Source organism: Paenibacillus sp. TY11 (assembly GCF_059772165.1).
This window is the reverse complement of record NZ_JCBAIQ010000005.1, coordinates 208,712-232,253: the sequence shown is the minus strand read 5'-3', so window position 1 is coordinate 232,253 and position 23,542 is coordinate 208,712. Positions and strand designations below refer to the sequence as shown.

Here is a 23,542-nt window from a genome sequence, read left to right as displayed (position 1 = left end):
TGATATGAAAGGCTTTAAGCGGCAAAAAGGGCAAGAAAAGCCGCAATATGCGGAATCCCATAATGAACAGGCCGATCTGGTAAAAAAGGATGCTCAGCCAGCGGATGATGAGCTATCAGGAAAGAGCAAATCCGTATCGCGCCGGGATCTATTGAAGCTGGCCGGAGTAGGTGGATTGGGTCTCCTGCTTGGCGGCGGTGGCGTGGGGGCCGTGCTGTCAGCCGGTCAACGCCTCGAAAGCATGATGACGGAGGCAGATACCAAAGATGTGGTCCCTTTTTACGGAAAGCATCAGGCTGGTATTGTGACTCCGGCACAGGATTTCATCTGCTTCGCCGCTTTCGATCTAACGACCAGCGACAAGGAACAGGTGCGAAACCTCTTCAAAGCCTGGACGGAAGCAAGCGCTTCAATGACTTCTGGCGCGCTGCTTGGCAACGATAATGAAAATCTCAACCTCCCACCTTCCGATACGGGCGAGGCGGCAGGGCTGTCGCCATCCCGCACGACGATCACCTTTGGTGTGGGTCCATCGTTTTTTGATGGACGATATGGCCTGTCAGGACTCAAACCTGCCGGGTTCCGTGAGTTGCCCCGTTTTCAAGGGGATGCGCTGGATGCGCAATGGTGTGGCGGCGATATCGGAGTGCAGGTATGTGCCAATGACTTGCAGGTGGCTTTCCATGCCCTGCGTAATTTGGCGCGTATCGCCAGAGGAACGGCGGTGCTCCGCTGGACGCAGGAAGGCTTCCAGCGGACAGCACAGGCCGATCCTGCGGGAAGCACACCGCGCAATTTGCTTGGCTTCAAGGACGGTACGGGGAACCCGGACACGTCCAAGGCAGACGAGATGAATCGGCTGGTGTGGACACAGACCAGTGACGGGCCAGCATGGATGGGCGACGGCAGCTATATGGCTGTACGCCGTGTACGTATGCGGGTAGAGGTATGGGATCGCTCAACACTGGGCGACCAGGAGGATACCTTTGGACGCCATCGCAGCAGCGGGGCCCCACTGGGCAAGGTCAAGGAATTCGACAAGCTCGATCTGGCGGCCAAAAATCCAGAAGGCAAGCCGATTACGCCTCCCACCTCTCATGTGGCATTGGCTCATGGAGACGGAAGCATTAATATTTTGCGGCGCTCTTATTCGTATTCAAGCGGATTGGATAAGCAAACAGGACAGCTCGATGCCGGGTTGCTGTTCATCAGCTACCAACGTGATCTGTTCAAGCAGTTCGTCCACATTCAGGAGAAGCTTGCGCGCAACGACAAGCTGAACGAATATATTGTACACAAAGGCAGTGCGGTGTTCGCCTGCTTCCCGGGTGTATCGCAAGGCGGCTACATCGGGGATACGTTATTTTAGCAGCAGGCAAGGAAGGGGATTTATATGAATCGGAGCAATAAAAGCTTGGGGTGGGTGTTTCTGCTGGTGGCGGCTCTGCTGCTGACCGTAACTCCGTTCATATCCGGCTCCGGAGCGGTCGCTTTTGCACAAACAGATGCCAAAGCTGTCTCCAACGATCAGCTGATGCCTGTAGTGGGCGGAGCGCTGGTGGAGGCGGGACAAGCCCAATGGACGGAAGCCTCCAAGGATCTGAAAGAATTCCGCACGCTGTGGGAGACCGCCAAAACAAATGGCGGGGATTCAGCTCACATCACGGCTGTAGATCAAGCACTCACCGATGCGGAGCAGACACTCGCCAGTGGCGGCGGGGAACCAGCGAAAGCTGCGTTATCCGTGCTGGCGCGCTCGGTCAATGAGTACGTCACTGCTGCCGAAGGGGACAAACCAGCCCCGGCTGGAGCCAAAGCAGCGGAAAAACTGCTTCCCATGGCGAAGGGCAGTTTGGCCGCCATGCAAAAAGGCGATTGGGCAGCCGCCCGGGTGGATTACGACCGAATCGTCAAAGCCTGGTATCAGGTAGAAACACCGATTCGTTTGGACAATTTTCCGGTATACAGTTCGCTCGAAACTAAAATCAGTCTCATTCGCATCTCCATGCAAGCTGAGCCCATTCGCCAAGAACAGGCTCTCAAGGAAATGCAGGAGTTAACGACTCTGTTGTCTGATTATAGTCAGGGCAAGTCTGTGAACACAGGCCAAGGAACAGATGCAGACAATACGGCTGCCGGAACAGCGAATGGTTCGACAGCTTCCCTGAGCGATGCAGTCACCTTACTCGAATCCGCACGCCAAGATGCTGTAGCTAATCAATCAGAGCAAGCGGCTGGCAAGATAGGGCAGTTTATCGCTCTGTGGCCTTCCGTCGAAGGACATGTACAAATTTCCGATCCGGCGTCTTACACTGCGATTGAAAATGAAATGACAGAGACTTCCGGTTATCTGCTGTCTTCTCCACCGAATACGGACAAAGCCATTCAGACTCTTGATCAGATGCTGGACAGGCTCCGTCCGTTGACGGAAGAACGTTCTTACACTGCGTGGGATGCAGCGCTGATTTTGCTGCGTGAGGGCCTGGAGGCCATCCTCGTGCTCGCAGCTCTGCTGGCGTATGCCAAAAAAAGCGGCGAAGCCGTGGCTGGACGATGGATATGGGTAGGAGCCGGAACGGGGCTGGTGCTAAGCGGAATTCTGGCGGTGCTGTTCACCACGCTGGTTGCAGCTGCCGCATCTGGCAGCATGCGTGAGCTGCTAGAAGGTATCACGGGGCTGGTGGCGGTCGTGCTGATGCTGACCGTCGGTAGCTGGCTGCATAGCAAATCCAACGCTGCCGCGTGGAACCGCTTTGTGGAAAACAGCGTGGGCAATGCGCTGGCGCGGGGCAGCCTGTGGTCGCTATTTGCGGTTTCTGCGCTCGCGATTCTACGTGAAGGAGCCGAGACAGCTATCTTTTATATCGGTATGGCTCCGGCTATCGAGACCTCGCAATTGCTGATCGGCATTGGCTCGGCGGCGGTTATACTGGTCGTTCTGGCATTTGCGATCATTAAGTTCAGTGTACGATTGCCGATTCGCGCCTTTTTCCTGACTGCCACTATCCTGATTTACTATCTCGTATTCCGGTTTCTGGGCGAAAGTATTCATTCGCTTCAGGTGGCTGGCAAGCTTCCGGGACACACCGCCTCCTCGCTTCCATCCATTAGCTGGCTGGGAATGTATCCAACTTGGGAAACGTTTGTCCCACAAGCCGCTGTACTGATCTTCATGGTGTGGCAGCTAGTGCGTCAGGAAATGCGCAGCTCCAAGCAACATTAAGTCGATACTACAATACTCATAATGTAAAAAAAGCGCCAAATCACAGGTCCGATTTGTTTCGGCTCCCATGATTTTGGCGTTTTTTACATACTTACATCACATCCTCCGGCAACGGAATCATGCGCTGATGATGCAGCAAATCCGTACGGTTACCGTGTTCACGAATCACATGCACCTCCCCACGAAAATCGAGCAGCTCCGCTGGGGTAGCATGTCCCAGAAAATGTAGTGGACTGTAGCTTAATCCATAGGCTCCTGCATTCGGAAAAGCAATATAATCGCCCTCGTGAATCGGGGGAAGCTGCGCTTTTTTCACAATACAATCCTCGGGTGTGCAAAGCGGACCGACAATGCTTACTGTCTCCAGCTCCATGGATGCCTCTGCCGGAAGCCCTCCTATCTGGCTTGCGACCTCTCCTAATGATTGTTCGACAGCGACAGCCGCCTGAGCAGAAGCGTTTCTCTGTCCCATCCGTAGGGTTGCCTCCACTTCTCGTTCTTCCTGTTCTCCCGCTTGCCTGCGCATAATTCGCACCGGGTAGTTGTCCCTAATGCGGCGTCCTCGAAAGGTAGCCGCGGCGTAGTGATTCATGCCACCATCAGCCACGACAAACTTCTCTCCCTTGGATTCCTTTGTATACAATGCGCGGCAGACGTACATGCCCGATTGAGCGACCAGATACCTGCCGCTTTCGATGATCAGCGTAACCCCTGGCATGCGGGATCGGGTCTGCTCCGCGAGTGCGTTCAGTCCGTCAATGACGTGATCCATATCGAGCGGCTGCTCATGAGTAAAATAAGGTACACCAAATCCGCCGCCCAAATTGACCGTATGCATCGCTACACCATACTGAGCCTGTACCCGTTCAGCCAACTGCAGGGTATTCTCAAATGAAGCTAAAATCTGATCCGCCTTCAGCATTTGCGTACCTGTATATACCTGAATGCCTTGAAAATATACATGTGGGCAACCTTCCAACACCTTAAAAAAGTGATCCAGCTGCCCTTCATCGACTCCAAAGGGGCGAGGAACGCCACCCATTTTAATCGTTGCTCCCGACAGATCGTTATCAGGATTGATGCGAACCGCAGCCCTGACAAACAGGCCCGCTTGGGCGGCAATGTCCTCCAGCTGACGTAGCTCCCTCACCGATTCAACATGGATACAGCCGATACCACAGGCTATTGCCTCGCTCAGCTCCGCTACCGTTTTTCCCGGCCCGGCGTACAGCACGTCTTCCGCGGCATACCCGGCCTCCATGGCGACGAACATTTCTCCAGCCGAAGCAATCTCGACGCCGCAACCTATCGAGCGCAGCAACCCGGCCAAGGCTACGTTACCATTAGCCTTGAGCGCATAATGTACACGCACAGCCGGGTGCAATCGGGCCAGCAACGAGCTGACATGCGTATACAGCGCATCCCCATCATAATAGTAAAATGGTGTTGGATGCTCTCCGAATCGCTCCAGTAAGGCTTCGTCCTTCTTATCCATCTGCTGAATCCCCACCTCTCTTCGCTTTTATACCCGGCATTTTGCATCATTCGATTTTCACCGCTCGAAAGTGCAATAATACTCATACTGCATAGATCGTCTCGCCCGAGCGTGCTGCTTCATGAATGGCTGCCAGCAGTCTGACACGCTCGGCTGCCTCGTGAAATGGAATGGGCTCCGCTTCCCCCCGGATGATGCTGCAGAAGGCATCCAACTGATTGACATAATAGTTCATGGGCTCGAAAACCGTTTTGGTTTGCAAAGATGTCTGTGATAACACGGGCAGTGCGTCCGCATCCGTTATATTCGCCGCGATATCCTTCTTTATTTCCGTCTTGAGTGTCATTTTATAAAAGCCTAAATTTGCCCGAAAGCAGTCCTTCAAGGTGACCACTGCCGAATCAAAGGTCAGTACATGAGCACAGCGATAAGGCCGCTCAAATGAAAAGAGGGCGGATGCCTCCAATCCACTCGGATAAAGGGCTTGCGCACGAAATGTCCAGTCACAGCCATGGGGACCATCGAAATCCGATTGACTGTGGAATTCCGCCTGCTCTAATCCAATGACGGCCTGAAGTAACTGGAGCCAGTACACGCCCAAGTCCCAAAAGCATCCCCCACCCTGCTCCGGTCGGGATCTGTAATTGTCCGCATGCCCTTCTTTTGCCGGAATGCATAGACTCGTCTCTATGGAGCATAAACGACCATAACGCCCCGATTCTACGATCCTTCGCAGCTCACGCTGCCAAGGGTGATGCTGTACCATGACTCCCTCCAGCAGGTAAGCGCTGCTCTGCTCGACTGTCGCTGCCAAGGGAGCCAGATCAGCCGTATTCAGGCATAACGGCTTTTCCACCAGCACATGCTTATGAGCCCGTAGTGCTTTGCCAATCCACTCGGCATGTAAGTCGTTGCTGAGCGCAATATATACAGCGTCGATCTCCGGGTCCTTTAGCATATCCTCAGCATGCCGATAAACGACACTGACGCCAAAACGATCTGCCATTTCTCCTGCCTTGGCAACCGTGCGGTTCGCAAGCGCGGTCACGCGTGCTCCTGCAACATGTCGGATCGGTTCCAGCAACGCACGGGGAGCAATGGCAGAACAGCCAATGATCCCAAAGCGAATATCTCGCATCGCAGGCTCTTGCGCAGCGGCGGCAGCGTTCATGACCCCTGCTCCATTCCCGGTGAGCCTGCTGGCATTTGGATGCTATTCACATAGGACTCTATATAACGCGGCGTTCGACTACGCAGCTCTACGATCCTGCGATGCATATCCTCCAGGATCTGAGCACTGCCGTCATAGGTTTGTATCCACGTATCGTACCGCATACCAAGTCCCAGCCGTTCCCATAGATCTGCATTATGCTTTTCATGCACACCAAATGGCTCCAGCATAATGAGTGGAGTGGCTGTAGCGAACGAATCGGTCAGGCTTCCACCACCTGGCTTGCTGACAATGGCCTGGACACGACATGCTTGGTCCAGCATGTTATGGTAATCCGGTCCGACCTGATACACTGTCTTCTCGCCCTTTTTCACCTCTCCGAAAGGCGGAAATGTATGCTCCCCGGCTTCATTACGCTGCCATGTCCTCCACTGCGGATCCATCTGAAAATAGCGTATACTATCCCGCTGTTCATCCGGTTGATCCTGATCATACAACAGCAGATCCAGCTCCCAGCCCGCTTCTTCCAGCCGTCCAACCTTGTCACGGTATGTCCCCATTCCCCAACCGCCGCCATGTACGAACAAGCGGGATTGCCGTGCTTCAAACGGTACATACTCCACGGCCGGTACATCAATATAGTGGCTGACTCTATTCTTATCATTTTCAAAAAAGGTCATTTCTCCACAGCCATCCGCAAAACGTGGGTTATGCTTGGCTAGATTTTTCCAGGAAGGAGAAGGTGTCGAATCCATGTACACGATGTCCACATGCACCGACTCCGGTTCTCTGCGCTTGCGATACTCCTCCAGTACATACATCCAATGACCGGATAAGCATATAAAATACCGCCGATCCTCCTCCATCCATTGGTTCAGCAGCACTTCCATCGCAGCGAGATCCAGTGAATTACGCATATCCTGCGGAACCTTTTGTGACATTAAGGCCACCGCAAAATTGTCATGGTAAGCTTTGCGGCTTTTATCGACCTTGAGACGGGCCGATTCTGGCAGCACATTTTCAAATACATGAATCGCCGTATCCACGCCCAGCCTGCGAAGACCCGCTTGCAACAACAAGCCGGGGGTATAAAAGCCCAATCCGAAACCGGAACACAAAATCGTGACCTTCATAAGCTTATCCGTACTCTTACGCATGCTCATACGCCTCCCGTTTAATTCAGCACTGTAAAATGACGCTCTGCCAAAAAACGCTCCAGCTTTGTAGTCAATCGCATTTTCTCTTCATCACCCGCAGCAACCAGTTCCAAATAAAGACGACCCTTGCCTCGTGCCCGTTCGCTTCCAGTAGCTTCTTTTTTACCACTCAAGTCCGGCTTACCCACGCCGTTCCCTTCTGATCCACCATCACCAGCACTAATTCCGCTCACACGAACCTGCCTGGCAGACGATCTGCCTCCGCGCCCGGTTGCATTTCTGCTTGGCGTGCTTGTATGGCCTACAATCTTGTTCTCGCCATCTCGTCCACCTGTGTTTACATATAATGTATTGGCACCTAGAGGCATGACACCTTCCTCACGTTCACCTGTGAACAGCAATCCTTCACCTTTCAGCCCTTCCAGCAGTTCTTCATAGCATAGACTGCCATCATGGGACAGCGAATAATTCGTCAGCGTGCCACGCATATTTTTCCCGGCCAGAAAGGTATCGAGCTGATGCTTGATCAAACTCATCGACTTTCTGGCATTAATTTCGATAATGGGCTCCAGCTTCCCACCACGAAGTGTCATAGAGTCAATGCAAACATCGCCGTAATATCCATCCTGATACAATTGCCGCCCCACGTCCTGCATTAAGCTAAAATAGCCCTCGCGCTCCAGCCGTTCCAAAAAAGCCCCGTCCGGTGACAAGGATTCCCGATAGGCGAATTGAGTGTTAGCCAGCCATTGCACAGATATGATATCGACACTTCCATCATCATCAATCGTAAATTGGCATGAAAAATCCTGCTCTTTCTCCAGAAAAGGCTCCAGAAGAAACAGCACCCGTTTGCCTTTGCGCTCCTGTCCACGCAAATACGATACGATCCGGTCCAGCATTTGCGTCGAGGTAATGTGCAGGTTTCCTTTGCCCGATACGCCAAAATCATCCTTGATTAAAAAGCTTCCATCCCGCAGAAGCTTACGCCCCGCCTCTGCCACATCTGCAAACGAAGTCACAATATAGCCCGGGTTGCGCAAACCGAGATTGCGTTTTAGATCAGAGGAATAGGTTTTGGCATTTACCTTGCGAATCGTTTCCAGCGGTGGCTGATGCAGTGTTATTCCCCAGGCCCGTGCAGCCTCCTCCACATGCGGCAAACCCGCAAACGGGCTAAGCACACAACCTTCCAGTTGAGGAAAACCCGCTCCGGCATCGGCCTTGCGACTGCCCAGCAGCTCAAAAACGGAAGCGGCCGACACATTGCCCGCTTGCTCCATTCCATCGGTCAAATCCCGTTCGTTTACAGCCGGATGAAAGCCCAACTGCGCGATATACTGACGATGTACTGGCGAAATGGCATAACGGGTCAATAACGCATCTCCCGGCTGGCAAAAGCTGAACAGCAGTTCATCCATGGCCGCTACTATCGCAGAAGAAGCCCGGTCAGGCAGGGCTGGCAGGGAAGCTAACTGGGCATCTCGCCAGTAAACCTCCGCTTCGAACGTTCCCATATACAAATGACGCTGGTTCGGTATCGCATTCATATGATTCGCTTCCTTTCCTGCTTCATATTAGCTACTACACGGTAGTGCTACTGGCTCGCGCTCGTATAGTCACGCAGAGCAAATTGCCATATCAAGCGGATGATCGCCAGCAGCCAGAGAGGTGCGAGAAATGCCCATACAATCAAACCGGGTTCCATTTTGCCGAGAATGAACATGGGCGGGAAATTACAAATGACAAACACCGGAAGCACGAACAAACCGATACGCTGAATCAGGTTACTGTACACGGCCATCGGCACATAGTTCGTCTCGAAAATGCTGTTGGACAGCTCCGTGATGCCGTTCGTGCGGATAATCCAGAAGGCCAGTAGTTGGGGCAGCAAAAACACGGAGTATGCCGTAAGTACTCCGCATCCGAGCAGCACAGAGAACCCTCCTACGGTTTCCAAATTAAACGGTAATCCGACTCGGTACCAGCCGATCCCCGTCATAATTCCGCCACCAACTACATTCGGCACGGTATAGCCCAGTTCAAACTGACGCAGTGTCACCATAAATTGCAGCGACACCGGTTTGGTCATGAGCACATCCAGTGAGCCGGTACGAATTTTGTCGGGCAGGCTTGTAAAATTACTGTAGAACAATCCACTGTAAAATCCGCTCATCATCGTAAACACGCCGATATATAACAGCATGGCGTCAGGAGACCAGCCGTTAATGTCCGTCCCGGCCCGGTATGGAACCGAAGCGTACAGCAGCTTGATGAGCAAATAAGCCGTTTCAACCAGGAACGCAGTTATAAAATTAATACGATATTCCATCTGCGACATGACGGAAAACTGGACAAACTTCCAGTACAGTCTGATGTAGCGCCCAACGTTTCGGAAAACATTTTTCATGTTAACCCCCCACCGAGACAAAGCGTTTGACCCCGGCTTGCCACACCCAGCGTGATACGGCCGTCAGCACTACAATCCAGAGCCATTGCACGCCAATGCCTTCAGCGGCTTCCAGTACAGTCAGCTTGCCCGTCAACGCATTTACCGGAAAAAATACGGTATAGCTGAAAGGTAGCAAACTGAACAAGCGGGCCAAAACGTCTCCAAAAATCGTCAGCGGAAATACGGTACCGCTAGCTACATAAATGACAAGCGAGAGCGTATAAAATAGTCCCGCCGATTCCGTCACCCAAAAGGCTATGCCGCTCAGCGCGTAATAGACCACAAAATTAAGCACAAGCGCTCCCGGCAACGCCAATATGTAAAGCAGGATATACGACAGCCCGAAGCTAATTTTCCCTTCCAGGCTAAGACATAACAGCAGAATAGCAGCCGCCAACAGCACTACTGCGGACTGTACTACTTTGCCTCCGATAAATCGGCAAAAACGGTAAGCAAAATAATGCACAGGCTGTACCATGAATTTTGCCAGTCCGCCTTCCTTGATATCTGTAGCAATTTCGTATTCAAAGCCCGTGGCAATCAGTTTTCCGGTTACTCCCGCCATAACCACATACACCAGCATTTCCGACAGAGAGTAGCCCAGCACTCTTGCTTGTCCCGAAGAACCGAATACTGCAAGCCAGAGAAAAATTTGCGTCATGATCGGCAGCATAAATCCTGCCATCTGGAGCCAGTAATTGGCCCGATACTCCATTTCATTTTGCATGCCAAGCTGGAGTACTTTCACATATTTGTTATTTCGCATCGGCCAGCCTGCCCCCATCGTACAAATTGGCTATCCCCTCTTCCAGTGGGACGTCCTCAATCGTAAAATCAACGACAGGCAGTGCATCCAAAATCTTTTTGGACCAAGCCAAGGTATCTTCTGCATCCAGCTCAAATACTGCCTCCAGTTCCGAGTTGGAGCGAAGTTTGCCGAGTCCCGCCAACGTCAGGTTAGATACGGGGGTCTCCAGTCGAACCTTGAGCAATTTACGAGCACCGATGACCTCATTCACTTTGTGCAAGTCTCCGTCATAAACCAATCTGCCCCCGCTGATAATGATGGATCTACTGCATAAATCCTCAATGTCCTTCATGTAGTGGCTTGTCAGCAGGATGGTCGTCCGATGCGTACGGTTATAGGCTTTGAAAAACTCACGAATCCGCCGCTGAGAAACAAGGTCCAGTCCGATGGTCGGCTCATCCAGCAAAATGACCCGTGGACGGTGCAGAAGCGCGGCGATCAGTTCCATTTTCATACGCTCGCCGAGAGATAGCCGCCGAACCTGCACATGAAGCTGCTCCTCTACCCCAAGCAGAGTGACCAGCTCATCCAGCGCCTCTTTATAACGATTTTCATCGATTTCATAGATAAGCTTGTTCAGCTCAAACGACTCGCTTGCAGGCAAATCCCACCAAAGCTGGTTTTTCTGTCCCATCACGATGGAAAACTGACGTTTAAACTCTTTTTGTCGCTTCCACGGGGTAAAGCCGAGTACCGATGCCTCCCCGTCAGTGGGATGAAGAATGCCGGACAGCATTTTGAGCGTCGTTGTTTTGCCCGCCCCATTCGGACCGAGAAACCCGACAATTTCACCTTCCTCAATGCTGAAGCTGACATTTTGCACAGCCTCCTTGGTCAGCTTCTCACGCTTGAACAGGTTTTGTAACGATTTGCGCACGCCCGGCTCCTTTTTGTAGTACGTAAACGTTTTCGACAATTGGTTCAATGTAATGGACGGCAATCAATTCCCCTCCTCTTTCCTCTGTGCGTGACACCTGGATGAACGTGCCTGATACGACCGAATGCTTTGAACTACTCGGCTGCTTGCTCCGCTAAAATCATCAGTTCCTCCAGCATATGCCGCTGTCTTTCAATCAAATGTAGAGCTCGTTCCGTAATCTCAGGCATCCGATGCTTGCGCAGTTGAAGACCTGTTTTGTAAATATGCAGATTGAGCTTGTGCCAATCCGCGTGCAGCGCCTGTGCCAATTCAATCACATGCTGTGTTTGCGGCCCTAGAGTAGCTTGATGCAGCAGGCAATAATCAGCCGTGTAATCCGTCAAATGAAGAGCACTACCCAATCGCAGATTGTAATAGATTTCATGACAGTACGTCCGAAACTCCTGATCCTCCATGTCTGCCAACAGGCGGAAGTCACCGACAAATGCCCGGTAACCCTCATCTCCCCGCTTGATCTGCTTGCCTGTTGCAACATTTTCCGACTCATTAGACGAAGGCACGCCTCTCCAGATGGCTTCGTGTCCAGTCACATACTGACGAATATGGTAAGCACACGCAGCATGCAACTCACTTGGCGAAAGCGGGGCAGGCTGCTCCACCAGCCATGCATACTCAATAATGCCCTGCATCAAATCGTCGAGCCGGGCCGAGCCCACATAAGTCATGGCATGTCCCGAGGAATCGAGCAGGAAGCTATCATTCACCTGTGCCGTCCGCTCTTGCAAGTCCAACCCGCACAACTCAATCACATGACCCCTTGGGTAATTTTTCACATATACATCGTGATAGGTTAAAGCGGTGCTCGACGTATGCAGCATCGTGCCATAGCCTGATGTGAGTACCCGCAACAGGTCGGTTTCATCGCTGACACCAGCGACCCACGGTTCTACCTGAATAACAGGTCCACCACTGGCCGCCATTTCTTGAAGCTGTTCCGGATATTTCTCGGGTCCGAAGCGCTTCAAATCTCCACTATACTCCGCGCACATACTCCCACACAGCATGAATAGCTCGGATTCTGCCATGTTCACTCCGTACCTCCGCAATGAAGTACGCAGGGAAGAATATACACAATGTTTCCCTGGAAGAGCGTTTGCTGCTTCTTCAGCACCATAGTCAACAACGGAATCATTACGGGTCCCCATACCGGATTCCTGCATAGGTCTTATCTTTTCAGCGCCCTTATGCATATTTGCCCAGCAGACGCTCAATGCCTTGCAGTGTAGATAGATGCTCCAGCACCAAATCGTCGTCCTCCATCGTAATATCAAGCTCATTTTCCAACTCTACAATTAATTCAACAGCGGATAGGGAATTCAGCCCCAAGGTTCGCAGATCCTGATCCGGAGTCAATTGTTCCAGCTCGCCCGGAGCCAGCTTCAAAATCTTTTCCAGCAAGGGTACTACATGGTATACATCTGTTTTCATCCTAGATTCCCTCCAATTTATGAGCATCCTAATCCAGCAATGATACCTTCCAATTTGTGCGCATAAGCTTCGGCTTCCTGCCAGCTGTCTGCCAAAATAAGTGTGAAAATCCGGTTCACATAGCCCCGCTTCACAGGAATACCGGATAATGTACCCGCCGTATACACAAACACTCCTTCAGGCCGTTCCGGCGTATAGAGCAAGCCTTCCTCCGCGAGCAACCCGCACAAGCGGCTGTAAGTGAGGGGTGTGGCGGTAACGTTGCGGTAATAACGGGACAATGTTTTATGCTGTTCTCCCAAGACGGACGACAGGAACGAGATATAGGTAGACAATGTAAATCTGCCGTTAATCTCAATTACTGGAACCAGCAAACCTTCTTCGTCAACAAAACCGTCAATAGAGGCCATTCCTGTGTACCCAATGGAATAGAGATACGTACCCAGCTGATAGGCGCAACGTCTCACTTCTTCTTCCAGCGCATCACCAATCTCAGCCGGCACTTGAGATCCGATATATACGGTGCCGTCCACGTTTTGCCTTTTTAGCGAAAACATCGTCACACCACCGCCCTCGTCAATGCAGAGCTGGTAGTTCAGATCCATCTGCTTATTGTGCCAGCGCTCCACCAGCCAGCCGCCGGAAGATGGCGACGAGCCGCCAAAGCGCCTCATCACACTCAGCAGCGTGTCCAGCTTGGACAGCTCGTCCAGCATATACATGCCTTGTCCCGAGGCACCGTGCGGCTGCTTGATAATCAGCTTCACAGGTCCATCCGATAAGTCAGCTAGTCTGGCACACTCCCTGCGGATCGCCGATTCGTCTGCACATACGGCGCCTTCGCTGACAGCAAAACCAAGCTTTTGCGCGGTCAGGCGGCTGAATATTTTATCATTCACCTGAGCGCTGACCGCGGATGGAGCGCCGATCAGCTCCAGCCCGCAACACTCCGCAATCGCTTCCTCCTGCGGTGTGACCGCATATGGAACGAGCCACGCTTTGGCACCGCCGCTGCTGTGGCCTGCATCCGCAACCGTGCGTAGTCGTGCCAAAAGCGCCTCGTCCGCCAGCACCAGTTCTGAAATCGGCGTTAGCGGATCAGAAGGCTCCGGCACCTCAATACGCGGCAGGCTAAAGCCCAACCGCTGAAGCATGTCGAGAAAAGCCTCATCCGGCTGTTCCCGAAGTACAATGACATCCTGACTTCGGCATAGCAGGAGATTCATTTCCTCCATCCGGTTTACGACCTGCTGTTCATCACGGTCTACCATGCCCCCCTTACGGGGGGATGGATGCCACACTTGCTCTGCGCCAATATTAAACAGCCAAATCAGGACCCCATGATCCCGTTCATGAGCAAGCGCTTCCACAAGGTTAATGGTTTTAGTCGTCACGTCTTGTCATCATCCCTCTCTCTTCCATCCAGTAACAAACAACATCCATAGAAAACTAAATGTATTTCAGAGAGCCTGCCCCGTGCAGATACAATACGCTGCATTTGGAGCACACCGGCGTCAATCCTTCATGATTAATCTTTTGACGGGTTTTCTCATACGCATCCGAATTCCATATTTCCTTCAGACTGTGCTCACGCAAGCTTCCAATCGTGAACTCGCTGAAAAATTTGCAAGGCATGACCTTTCCGTCCGGTAAAATATCCGTTCTGGAGGTGAGCGCCAAGCAATGATTGGAACAACGGCTGACCATTTCCTCGCCATGTATAAATTTATCAATTTCCTCATAATCCAAGCCGGGTTGATAGCGCACGCGAATGTTCCATACCCGCTCATTGATCCGCTGCAATTCCTGCATCAGAGGGTCGATGTTATCCGGGTTGATTTTATATTTGAAAGCATGCCAGCTACTAATATTTTTTTCTTCAAGTTGTCGGAGCCAGGAGAAATTACGTGTAAAATATTCATCCATTTTGAGGGAGGTTTCTTTGGAAATGTACCAGGGGAACGTCAGCAGCACCAGATCCAGCCTCTTGTCCTCCAGCATTTGCAGAAATTCGTACATCCGTCCGATCATGTTATCGTTAATGACCGCATGGACAGTTACCCGTCCCTTGTACAATCCCTGGTCGCGCAGTTCAATCAGCTTATCCATCTGCCGCATTGTTTTTTGAAAGGTGCCTTTACCGCGAATTAGGTCGTGTTCTCTTTCAAAACCTTCAATCGCTATTAACAACTCCAGATTTTCGGACAAATCCAAAATCCGGTCCAAATATTTATCAATGAGTAATCCATTTGTACAAAAGGTCATTTCGCGCCGATCTTCCGCTAGCACGTCCAGAATTTCATCAAAACGCCGATGAAACATCGGTTCACCGCCCCACATGTACAGCCGGGACTTGACTTCCTTGGTTTCACTCAAAATCTGCCGGAGCATGTCTGGAGCAAGATCCATGTTTTGCTCTTCTTTATCCATTTGGTGATGGTAGCCTTCCTCGTTCCATTCAAAGCAGTGTGTACATCTCAGGTTGCAGCGGTTGGTCAGCTTAATACCGATCGTCTGGGGCATGTCCGTTTTGAAAGCCGGGTCCTGTGTTGCGTTACGGTAAGACACAGAAGCGTTTTTCAGGTTGCGCTTGATGAGCTTGAACGCTTTCTCATCAATCAGCACATTGCTTTTGGGCTGCATGCTAACACCTCGTTTAATGGATTTTCAGGCACATGTACCAAGCTGTACGTCAGACCGTCTCCATTCCCTCCAGGTGCGGCGCTTGTTCCGCATCGCTGATCCCCTGAATGTAGCTGCAGAACGCATCTACCGAGCTCAAATGCTCTAGCTCAAAGGAATCAAAATCAATTTCCACATCAAACGCATCCTCCACTTGCAGCATGAAATGAACCAACTGCAGCGAATCCAGTCCCGCATCATGAATAATGTCCGAATGTCCATCCAGCTTAGCGACCAGTTCAGGATCTTCTTTGACCGCGCTGATCATTTCAATCACTTGGCTTTGCATAGCAAACTCCTCCTTGTGAATGAGATTCTGTTCGTTCCGCCCAATGATGCCCTCTGCAAAGCTCCTAGAAAAATTCCTTCACTGGAACTTTATTCAATTATACTCCTCCAATGAAGAGACAAGTCAATAGGTTGTTTTGTAAATAAAACTTGTAATATGTAAATTAATGTATGATAATTTCCACAATTTTCGCAGGCTATTTTTTCGTAAAATCGAATAAAAATCCTCCTCACATCTCTTGCATGAAGGGCAGAATTATTTTACAATAAACGCGAAAATGTTTTTCTTCATTTTATATATTTAAAAGAAAATTTTTTTCATTCAAACACTCTACAGCCAAAGGAGCATAGCTCATGTCCCCCATTCTTCATACATTAGCCCACAGACTGGAGCAGCTTCCCGTACAAGAGCGCAAACTGGCGGAATCCATCCTGCAATCCCCGGAAAATGTGCTGCATCTGGGTATTCGGGAGCTGTCAGAGCGTTGTGGTGTGAGTGCGGCGACCATTACGCGGTTTTGCAAATCACTGCATTTTAAAGGCTATCCCGATTTCAAAATGAAGCTGGCCGCCGAGTTGTCCCATTCAAACCGTAATGGTGAAGAATCCTATCAGGACATTGTGGCCGGAAATTCACTTTCACGTATCGTGCAGGCTATTCAGGCGAACCATACCGCATCCATTGCGGACACGACCCGACTGCTGGATTTCGACAAGCTGGAGCAGGCCATTACATGGCTGTCAGCCACAAGCCGCATTGATCTCTATGGGATGGCGACATCCTCGATTGTGGCGCAGGATTTTTACCAAAAGCTCATCCGTATTGGCAAGAATAGCACCGCCTTCGCGGATTCGCACATGCAGATTACCTCTGCCTCCTCACTCGGAGCCAAAGATGTCGCCTTTGCCGTCTCTTATTCAGGGGAAACCCAGGAAACAATTGCGGCTCTACGTTGCGCAAAGGAACAGGGGGCCAAGACATTATCCCTGACCTCCTTCGGGAACAATACGCTGGCAAGCCTTGCGGATATTGCGCTTTTTTCCTCCTCATTGGAGGAGGGAATGCGACGTGGAGACATGGCCTCCCGCATCGCCCAGCTTCATATCATAGATATCCTGTTTACAGGTATGGTAAGCGCGGATTTTGACAAATATATTCCGAGATTGGAAGGTTCATATCAACAAGTGAGCAAGCTCAAAAAACAACCAGGGGGTCACTAAAGATGAACATACGCATTTTGAACAGCCGTGAAGACCTGAACGCTACTGCCGCCGCTGTGATCACCAGCTTGTTGCTGTCCAAACCACAGGCCATGCTTGGCCTGGCCACCGGTAGTACGCCGATTGGCATTTACCGACATCTTGCAGATATGTACCGCAAGGGACAGGTCAGCTTTGCACGAGCCTATTCCGTGAATCTTGATGAATACGTTGGTCTTCCCCCAGAACATCCGCAGAGCTATCGAAGCTTTATGAATGAGCACTTGTTTCAGCATATCGACATTCCTATGTCCCATACACGCGTCCCTGACGGGAATGCACTAGATCTGGCAGCAGAATGTGCAGCGCACGAACAGGCCATTCTGGATCATGGACCCGTGGATCTCCAATTGCTTGGCATTGGTCATAACGGCCATATCGGCTTTAATGAACCCGGTCACAGCTTGACTGGAGCCACACATGTTGTAGATTTGAAAGATAGAACGCGCTCGGCGAATGCCCGATTTTTTGGCGATATAGATGCTGTACCCCGGCAAGCAGTTACGATGGGAGTAGGCACGATTCTTAAGGCGAAGCAAATTATACTGGTGGCTTTTGGTGCGGATAAGGCCGACATTATAAAGCAGGCTTTAACTGGACCCGTCACGACTGAGTGTCCGGCTTCCCTGCTGCAATGCCATCCCAACGTGCTTGTCTTACTAGATCAGGAAGCAGGAGGATGGTTCAATTGAAGTCAGATGAAATGAGTGGTAACATACCCCAGCTACTGTATGGGCAAGTCGTCGTTGGCAATGACATCATTGAAAACGGGGTTGTCATCATTGAGGGACAATCCATTGTATACGCTGGTTCAGAGGAGGATTTGCCCGTTGATTGGACATCAGTAGTCTTGGCAAATCAGGAAGAAAGCGCAGCGAAAGCAGCAAAAATTGTACGTCTGGAAGGAGGCTATCTGCTTCCAGGCTTTATTGATATTCATGTTCACGGCGGTAACGGTGAGGACTTTATGGACTCCGATCCGAGGGTGCTGGATACGATTACCTCCTTTCACAGTTCGCACGGAACGACGGCTATGCTGGCTACCACCATGACCGCGCCCAAGGAACGAATCGACCGGGTATTGAGAGAAGTTCACGCATACATGGCACTACCCATGCCCCATGCTCAGTTGGAAGGCGTGCATCTGGAAGGGCCATTCATCAGTCCGAACTGGCCGGGAGCGCAAAACCCGGAACATATCGTGCCACCGAATCTCGCATGGATGGCAGAATGGGAGCAGCGCTACCCGGGCCTTGTTCGTCAGCTCACGCTTGCGCCCGAACAAAAAGGCGCGCTGGAGCTAATCGCATGGCTGCGAAGCCATGGCATTACCGCTGCTCTCGGTCATACGGATGCCACGTATGAAGAGGTTGAACAGGCAGCGACGGCGGGACTGAACCACGCAGTGCACGCCTTTAATGCCATGACTCCGCTGCATCACCGCAAGCCGGGAGCTGCCGGAGCTGTACTCGCTGATCCACGCATTGAAGCGGAAATCATCGCGGACGGCATTCATGTGCATCCCGCCGTCATTTCCCTGCTCGCCAAGTTAAAGCAGGATCATAATCTCATTCTCATCACCGATGCCATGTCTGCTACCGGGCTGGAAGACGGGCATTATACGCTCGGCGATTTGCCAGTAATCGTGCAGGGCAGTATAGCACGATTGGAGGATGGAGTCACATTAGCGGGAAGCACATTAACGATGATTGAAGGTTTCCGCTATCTGGTTCAACATGTAGGCATGAGTATTCCCGAGGCATCACAAATTGCCAGCCTGAATCCGGCTCGATCCCTAAACATTGCTTATCGTACAGGTTCGCTTGAAGCAGGTAAACAAGCAGACATCCTCTTACTGGATGCAGACTTAAAGCTGCAAGGCGTGTGGATTAAAGGGCTGCGCAAATAATTCAGTTATAGTTATATAATTCCCCGAAACCAAAGAGCTATCCACCAGGCGTATTCGCCGAGATGGATAGCTCTTTCTTTGGCATTGCACACATATAGGGTTTGAATTAGCGATGATTCATCGGCGCGGGCGTATAATTTTGTGGGCGTGTGGGTGGTGTATTTTCCATTGGACGGTTTGTATCTGCCGCAGACGTCGGGAATACACGTTCAATCACATCCACCATTTCATTGCTCAAGCCTCTGATCGGACGACCATTTTGCACACTGCGTGAAAAGTCAGTGGTTTGTTTGATAAAGTCCGGGTTAGCCGATACATACACCTGTTCAATCGAAGGTGCAAATTGCTTAACTTTGTTAGCAATACGGCTCTTGACTTCATCACTTGGTTCGTATGCAGTTCTTGCTCCCTCAATTGTGGTATTAGTGTTATCTGTACGATTGTTGTCCGTCAAGCCACGCAACATACCGTACGAGCCTGTACCCATCGTACCGAACAAACCATCATCACGACGCGCAGGTGTTCCAATCCCGGTAACACCATTGTCAGTCATTCCTGGCGTTGTAGTATCCGTAGTACGGTTCCCTCTAGTACCATTTACACCATTCACACCATTCACACCCGGTACATTCCTGTTACGCTCAGTACCGTTGACGCTCGGAGTACCGACACCTGTTCCGTTTCCTTGATCATTCAAGGAAACCGCTACATAGGCATTACGTTCACCAACCAGTACCGTCGCTGATTTTACATCCGGCAGCTCAGATATGCGATTAGATAGGGAACGATCTACACGCAGATTACCGACACGGTTTCCATTTCCGTTGGCATTTTCATTCAGCCGCATTCCGTCCATACCATTGGACTTGACCCCGAAACGGTTCACACCATCCATCTGTGTGTTCTGTGCATTGTAACGGGTATTGTTCGTGCGGACGTTACGATTATCTGCTTCCCCACATCCAGTCAAAGCAGCCATGCTGGCGAGTAAAGCAGCAGAAATCGTAAAACTGATGACCTTCTTAGTTACTGGCATGAACTCATCCTCCATACATATAAAATGTGTGACGAGATTAGCATGCGCCATGAATCATAGGGATATCCTGACTAAAAAATGACTAAAAAAATAAAATTTTAATGTAAATATGAAATACAATTGATGATTTACCACAAGATGGCATGTATAATAAGCTTGAAAAATACTTTATTTTACAAAAAGGAGGATTTCAAGTTTGAAAAAGATCACCGTTTTGATGCTTATTTTTGTGTTATCTGTCGCTCTTGTTCCCGTCGGCGCTTTTGCAGGCTCCACTACACCCCAACCCCCGAAAGATCCCGCCGGAAGCTGGGCAGAAGGCCCGCCACCTGATCGCGTTGATCCTGCCAAGCCGGCACTATTGTTTGTACATGGTTTGAACAGTAGCGCCGAAGTCTGGACCAAGAATAACAACGATATGCTTCAGCACGCACGTGACGCCGGATACCAGACGGCCACCGTTAATCTTTACGATACAAATGGTACATCCCAGGATATGTGGGACAATGGTAAGCTTCTAGCCGACAAAATTAAAGCAATTAGTAATCACTTTGGAAAAAAGCTCATCGTCATCGCCCACAGCAAAGGTGGAGTGGATACTCAAACCGCTCTCGTATATAACGGAGCCGCTCCCTATGTACAACGTGTCATCACCCTCAGCAGTCCCCATCATGGCTCACAACTTGCAGATCTCGCCTACAGTAGCTGGGCCGGATGGCTGGCAGATATCGTCGGCTCACAGAATCCCGGTACCTCTACTTTACAAACATCTTATATGAAGTATTTCCGATCCAAGACCGATACACTCAGCAACGCGACTACAATTCCGTTTTTCACGTTTGCTGGTGATAACTGGTCTGACGGCACCGCTTCCTACATACTGGGTGGACTTTACCTCTCATCCTTTGGCAAGAATGATGGAGTGGTCACAGTCGACAACGCAAAGCTTCCCGGTGGACGTATAGTCAAAGTCGGCCCTTGGAATCATGCCAAAGTTCGTACCGGCTCTCACGTCTTCTCCCTGATCCAACCCTACCTCCAAGCGAACACTCCAGCATTGAATCAAGAAACTGAAGCACTTTCAGCATCTTCTTTGACGGCTTCCGCTTCACAATCCACCTACGGTGGAATCGACAATTCCTACTTTATCCGAGGCGGCGATTATAATGGAAAAGCCTCAGAAACCCTCACTGTTGAAAATGGTGTCAAATCCATTGAACTGGACTGGATCAGCGATAAGCGTGTGAGCAAGCTTGAACTGACCAAGCCTGACGGTACTAGCGAAATTGTTAGTCTGAATGCAGGTTATGATGACGAAATTTTTGCTGGTGCCTGGCATCATAGTGCAGTTATTACAAATCCAAAACCGGGCATGTATAAGCTGAACGCCATGATTCCAGATAAAGGGGCCTATCTCCTGATTGCCCGCTACCAGGCTGTTCAGGTTCCTGAGCTGAAATACAATCTGAATGCAGTAGGTCCGAAACTGAATCTGGAACCACAGGACTCCCCGGACAGCGTTACACAAGTCACCTATCAGGTTCAATATTACGGTGATCCGCAACAAGGAATCACTTCTGCATCCAAGGGTCTGACGTTACAGCAAAAAACCGTTAACCCTACCGGACAAATTGAGCTTTCCAAAGCGGACAAGCCTGGCATTTATTCTATAACCTATGAAATTAACGGCACCACAGAGGCAGGATATCCGTACCGCCGCACAGCTGTTCAATCCATTTATATTGATGCTGACGGTAACAAGTATGTTGACTAAATAAATCCACAACCTAAAAAGCCTGCGAACACCCATTATAGTTTGGGCGTTTGAAGGCTGTTTTATCATTGCAAAACATCTTGATAGAGGAAATACTTTGTAATTCATTCGTTGTGTTCAATCCGTTGTCTGATTTTTCAGCTTATTAAGCCAATAGTAGCGGTGTAACTCCATAATAAAATGAAAAAGAACAAATGCCAGCATAGAGTATACACTCATCAATACTGTGGCTACTAATTGTTGTGTAGCAAATCCGAGGGAAAGATTAGCTATCAGATAACCAGCCCCAGTAAATGTGGTAATAGTTACTACAGACTCTCGCTTGTTTTTTTTCTTAACTTTTGGTTTTTTCTTATGATTTGAAGGATCTTTGAATTTCGCCAAATCATATTTTATATAGTAATACAAGGCGACTCCATAAAGGGCAAAAGAACCTATAAAATACCATGGAGTATCCAGACCCAACATGCCATAAGCAAACTTTTGTGTCATAATCATAAAGCCAATAGAACAAACCAAACCAAATACACCGCGGAATAAAATGTAATTCAACTGCAATTTTCGTGGCATGATGACCAGTACAAGGGCCCAAATGTTTATCATAACAATCGGTGGCATCAGTACATAAACGTAAACTGCAATGTAGGGATTTCCCACTAAGGGGATAATCAAAAACAGATCTAACAGTAATAAAACAAGAATGATGACATTGGAACGAATACTGTTGACTGGATACATCTTCATATTTTTTTCAAAAGAAGTCCTGTTATCACTCATAAACTTATAAGTCCTCCGTTAAATAAGTTAAACCTACCGATAAGGATAGACAAGGCTATATCCATTGTCCACTTTTTCTATTTCAGCATTTTACATAATTCGATTCCCAACGCTCGTAAGTACAATATATAGACGAACTAAAGCGTTTCGATCTATATATTGCTGACTTGAAAACGCTCTTGGGATTTATGCAAAATGCTCATTGATCTGTCTTTAACTCTTGCCGCAGTTCTTCTATAAAATCAGTCACAATACTTTGGACAGCATCTTCACGGGACATACGAATATATCGACTAGTCTTCTGAATGTCTTCCTCGAACAAATGAAGTATCCTACACATGGCTTCCTGATCTCCACTTCGTACTAATTTGAGTAATTGGACAAACTCAGCATCCGAAATAACTCTTTGAGCATTTTCTTTTTCCATTTATTCACCGCCTGTTGGGATAGCTTCAACTCTTTTGCAATCTGTGCTTCGGTTTTGTCTAGTATGTAAAGGTCAAAGATGATCATTTTTCCGATCTCAGAAGATAGAGAGTTGATAAGCTGTAGTGTGTACATGTTAGAATTTACAGAGTCTGTAAAAGATGGAGTGCTGACGGCTTCGTTCTTTTCCATTACGAATTCATGATTGGTTTGTACCCGAGCACGATACTGGATTCTCCATGCAATGCGGTACAACTTCTTTCGATATTGTTCTACCAATGTTAGCTGAGACTGATTCATAGTAAATCACCCTTTCTCTTTGGATTTGACTTTTTCTAAATCCTCATACTATAGGGTAATTTGCAAACCTATTTTACAACCAAAACAGAACACTTGTTCTTATTTATTATACTATTTTTACGTTCAGTTGTATACGGTTCTTTTAATTTACCTTCCTTTATATATGGCTAAAAAGGGGGGAATACATTGCAAATGGATGACGCTCTTTCTCTGGTTACCAACGTAGGCTTTCCGGCTGGACTTTGTTTTATTTTGTTGAGGCACATTCTGCACACGATGGAGGAAAAGTTGGATAAGCTGGATCTCTCGCTTCATGAGCTGATTCAGGTTATTAAGGAATTGAACGATAGTAACAGCTCTTCTTCCAAAAACAGCAGACCTGATGAATAACGAACGCAAAGAAGCTCCAGCCGACG

Annotated in this window: 23 protein-coding genes; 7 read left to right on the top strand and 16 right to left on the bottom strand. The window is 49.6% G+C overall.

Features of this window, described 5'->3' with window-relative positions; all coding sequences use genetic code 11:
* Positions 1-4 precede the first annotated feature (4 nt).
* Together efeB and AC6EJC_RS07415 are read left to right on the top strand one after the other, a co-directional pair.
* Positions 5-1,369, top strand: coding sequence for an iron uptake transporter deferrochelatase/peroxidase subunit (gene efeB, locus AC6EJC_RS07420; protein ID WP_444953397.1), 1,365 nt, complete (start codon positions 5-7; stop codon positions 1,367-1,369).
* A 24-nt stretch (positions 1,370-1,393) separates the two neighbouring features.
* The gene (locus AC6EJC_RS07415; protein WP_444953396.1) at positions 1,394-3,223 is read left to right on the top strand and encodes an FTR1 family iron permease; all 1,830 of its coding nucleotides are present in this window, start codon (positions 1,394-1,396) and stop codon (positions 3,221-3,223) included.
* Positions 3,224-3,314: 91 nt separating this feature from the next.
* On the opposite strand, the gene AC6EJC_RS07410 is transcribed toward AC6EJC_RS07415, so the two are convergent.
* The 12 genes from AC6EJC_RS07410 to AC6EJC_RS07355 form a co-directional block, all read right to left on the bottom strand.
* Positions 3,315-4,718, bottom strand: coding sequence for a type III PLP-dependent enzyme domain-containing protein (locus AC6EJC_RS07410; protein WP_444953395.1), 1,404 nt, complete (start codon positions 4,716-4,718; stop codon positions 3,315-3,317).
* Positions 4,719-4,800: 82 nt separating this feature from the next.
* The gene (locus AC6EJC_RS07405) at positions 4,801-5,889 is read right to left on the bottom strand and encodes a Gfo/Idh/MocA family protein (protein ID WP_444953394.1); all 1,089 of its coding nucleotides are present in this window, start codon (positions 5,887-5,889) and stop codon (positions 4,801-4,803) included.
* A complete protein-coding gene (locus AC6EJC_RS07400) occupies positions 5,886-7,046 on the bottom strand; it encodes a UDP-glucuronosyltransferase (RefSeq protein WP_190297871.1) in 1,161 nt (386 codons plus the stop codon). Before AC6EJC_RS07400 ends, AC6EJC_RS07405 begins: the two co-directional genes overlap by 4 nt.
* 17 nt (positions 7,047-7,063) lie before the next feature.
* Positions 7,064-8,596 (bottom strand): hypothetical protein, encoded by a 1,533-nt coding sequence (locus AC6EJC_RS07395; RefSeq protein WP_444953393.1) that lies wholly within the window; start codon positions 8,594-8,596, stop codon positions 7,064-7,066.
* A 47-nt stretch (positions 8,597-8,643) separates the two neighbouring features.
* On the bottom strand, positions 8,644-9,456 hold the full coding sequence (locus tag AC6EJC_RS07390; RefSeq protein WP_103050078.1) for an ABC transporter permease: 813 nt from the start codon (positions 9,454-9,456) through the stop codon (positions 8,644-8,646).
* A 1-nt stretch (position 9,457) separates the two neighbouring features.
* Complete coding sequence (locus AC6EJC_RS07385; protein WP_444953392.1) at positions 9,458-10,264, bottom strand: ABC transporter permease; 807 nt, start codon at positions 10,262-10,264, stop codon at positions 9,458-9,460.
* On the bottom strand, positions 10,254-11,246 hold the full coding sequence (locus AC6EJC_RS07380) for an ABC transporter ATP-binding protein (RefSeq protein WP_444953391.1): 993 nt from the start codon (positions 11,244-11,246) through the stop codon (positions 10,254-10,256). The genes AC6EJC_RS07385 and AC6EJC_RS07380 overlap by 11 nt, the downstream gene beginning before the upstream one ends.
* 71 nt (positions 11,247-11,317) lie before the next feature.
* Positions 11,318-12,436, bottom strand: a complete 1,119-nt coding sequence (locus tag AC6EJC_RS07375; protein ID WP_498474395.1) for a hypothetical protein — start codon at positions 12,434-12,436, stop codon at positions 11,318-11,320.
* Entirely contained in the window at positions 12,429-12,674 is a 246-nt protein-coding gene (locus AC6EJC_RS07370) for an acyl carrier protein (protein WP_023990061.1), read from the bottom strand. Before AC6EJC_RS07370 ends, AC6EJC_RS07375 begins: the two co-directional genes overlap by 8 nt.
* Positions 12,675-12,691: 17 nt before the next feature.
* The gene (locus tag AC6EJC_RS07365; protein ID WP_444953389.1) at positions 12,692-14,068 is read right to left on the bottom strand and encodes a preATP grasp domain-containing protein; all 1,377 of its coding nucleotides are present in this window, start codon (positions 14,066-14,068) and stop codon (positions 12,692-12,694) included.
* Between the two features lie 55 nt (positions 14,069-14,123).
* Positions 14,124-15,317 carry a radical SAM protein gene (locus tag AC6EJC_RS07360; RefSeq protein WP_444953388.1) on the bottom strand — a complete coding sequence of 398 codons (1,194 nt, stop codon included), beginning with the start codon at positions 15,315-15,317 and terminating at the stop codon, positions 14,124-14,126.
* 49 nt (positions 15,318-15,366) lie between these two features.
* Positions 15,367-15,645, bottom strand: a complete 279-nt coding sequence (locus AC6EJC_RS07355; protein ID WP_013311713.1) for an acyl carrier protein — start codon at positions 15,643-15,645, stop codon at positions 15,367-15,369.
* Positions 15,646-15,998: 353 nt separating this feature from the next.
* Here AC6EJC_RS07355 and AC6EJC_RS07350 point away from each other — a divergent pair, with 353 nt between their 5' ends.
* The 3 genes from AC6EJC_RS07350 to nagA are packed head-to-tail and all read left to right on the top strand — an operon-like array spanning position 15,999 to position 18,813.
* Positions 15,999-16,865: a MurR/RpiR family transcriptional regulator gene (locus tag AC6EJC_RS07350; RefSeq protein ID WP_444953387.1), complete on the top strand. Its 867-nt coding sequence runs from the start codon at positions 15,999-16,001 to the stop codon at positions 16,863-16,865.
* A 2-nt stretch (positions 16,866-16,867) separates the two neighbouring features.
* Positions 16,868-17,596: a glucosamine-6-phosphate deaminase gene (gene nagB / locus AC6EJC_RS07345; protein ID WP_444953386.1), complete on the top strand. Its 729-nt coding sequence runs from the start codon at positions 16,868-16,870 to the stop codon at positions 17,594-17,596.
* The gene (gene nagA / locus AC6EJC_RS07340; protein ID WP_444953385.1) at positions 17,593-18,813 is read left to right on the top strand and encodes an N-acetylglucosamine-6-phosphate deacetylase; all 1,221 of its coding nucleotides are present in this window, start codon (positions 17,593-17,595) and stop codon (positions 18,811-18,813) included. Before nagB ends, nagA begins: the two co-directional genes overlap by 4 nt.
* A 106-nt stretch (positions 18,814-18,919) precedes the next feature.
* Here the strand turns inward: nagA and AC6EJC_RS07335 are convergent, their stop codons facing one another.
* Positions 18,920-19,849, bottom strand: a complete 930-nt coding sequence (locus AC6EJC_RS07335; protein WP_444953384.1) for a YhcN/YlaJ family sporulation lipoprotein — start codon at positions 19,847-19,849, stop codon at positions 18,920-18,922.
* Positions 19,850-20,045: 196 nt separating this feature from the next.
* Here AC6EJC_RS07335 and AC6EJC_RS07330 point away from each other — a divergent pair, with 196 nt between their 5' ends.
* Entirely contained in the window at positions 20,046-21,623 is a 1,578-nt protein-coding gene (locus AC6EJC_RS07330) for an esterase/lipase family protein (RefSeq protein WP_444953383.1), read from the top strand.
* A 117-nt stretch (positions 21,624-21,740) separates the two neighbouring features.
* On the opposite strand, the gene AC6EJC_RS07325 is transcribed toward AC6EJC_RS07330, so the two are convergent.
* From AC6EJC_RS07325 to AC6EJC_RS07315, 3 genes are all read right to left on the bottom strand, one after another.
* Positions 21,741-22,400: a hypothetical protein gene (locus tag AC6EJC_RS07325; protein ID WP_444953382.1), complete on the bottom strand. Its 660-nt coding sequence runs from the start codon at positions 22,398-22,400 to the stop codon at positions 21,741-21,743.
* Positions 22,401-22,599: 199 nt separating this feature from the next.
* Positions 22,600-22,827, bottom strand: a complete 228-nt coding sequence (locus AC6EJC_RS07320) for a helix-turn-helix domain-containing protein (RefSeq protein ID WP_444953381.1) — start codon at positions 22,825-22,827, stop codon at positions 22,600-22,602.
* Positions 22,764-23,126, bottom strand: coding sequence for a sigma-70 family RNA polymerase sigma factor (locus tag AC6EJC_RS07315; RefSeq protein ID WP_444953380.1), 363 nt, complete (start codon positions 23,124-23,126; stop codon positions 22,764-22,766). The genes AC6EJC_RS07320 and AC6EJC_RS07315 overlap by 64 nt, the downstream gene beginning before the upstream one ends.
* A 186-nt stretch (positions 23,127-23,312) precedes the next feature.
* Between AC6EJC_RS07315 and AC6EJC_RS07310 the strand changes: the two genes are divergently transcribed.
* A complete protein-coding gene (locus tag AC6EJC_RS07310) occupies positions 23,313-23,516 on the top strand; it encodes a hypothetical protein (RefSeq protein WP_444953379.1) in 204 nt (67 codons plus the stop codon).
* Positions 23,517-23,542: the final 26 nt, after the last annotated feature.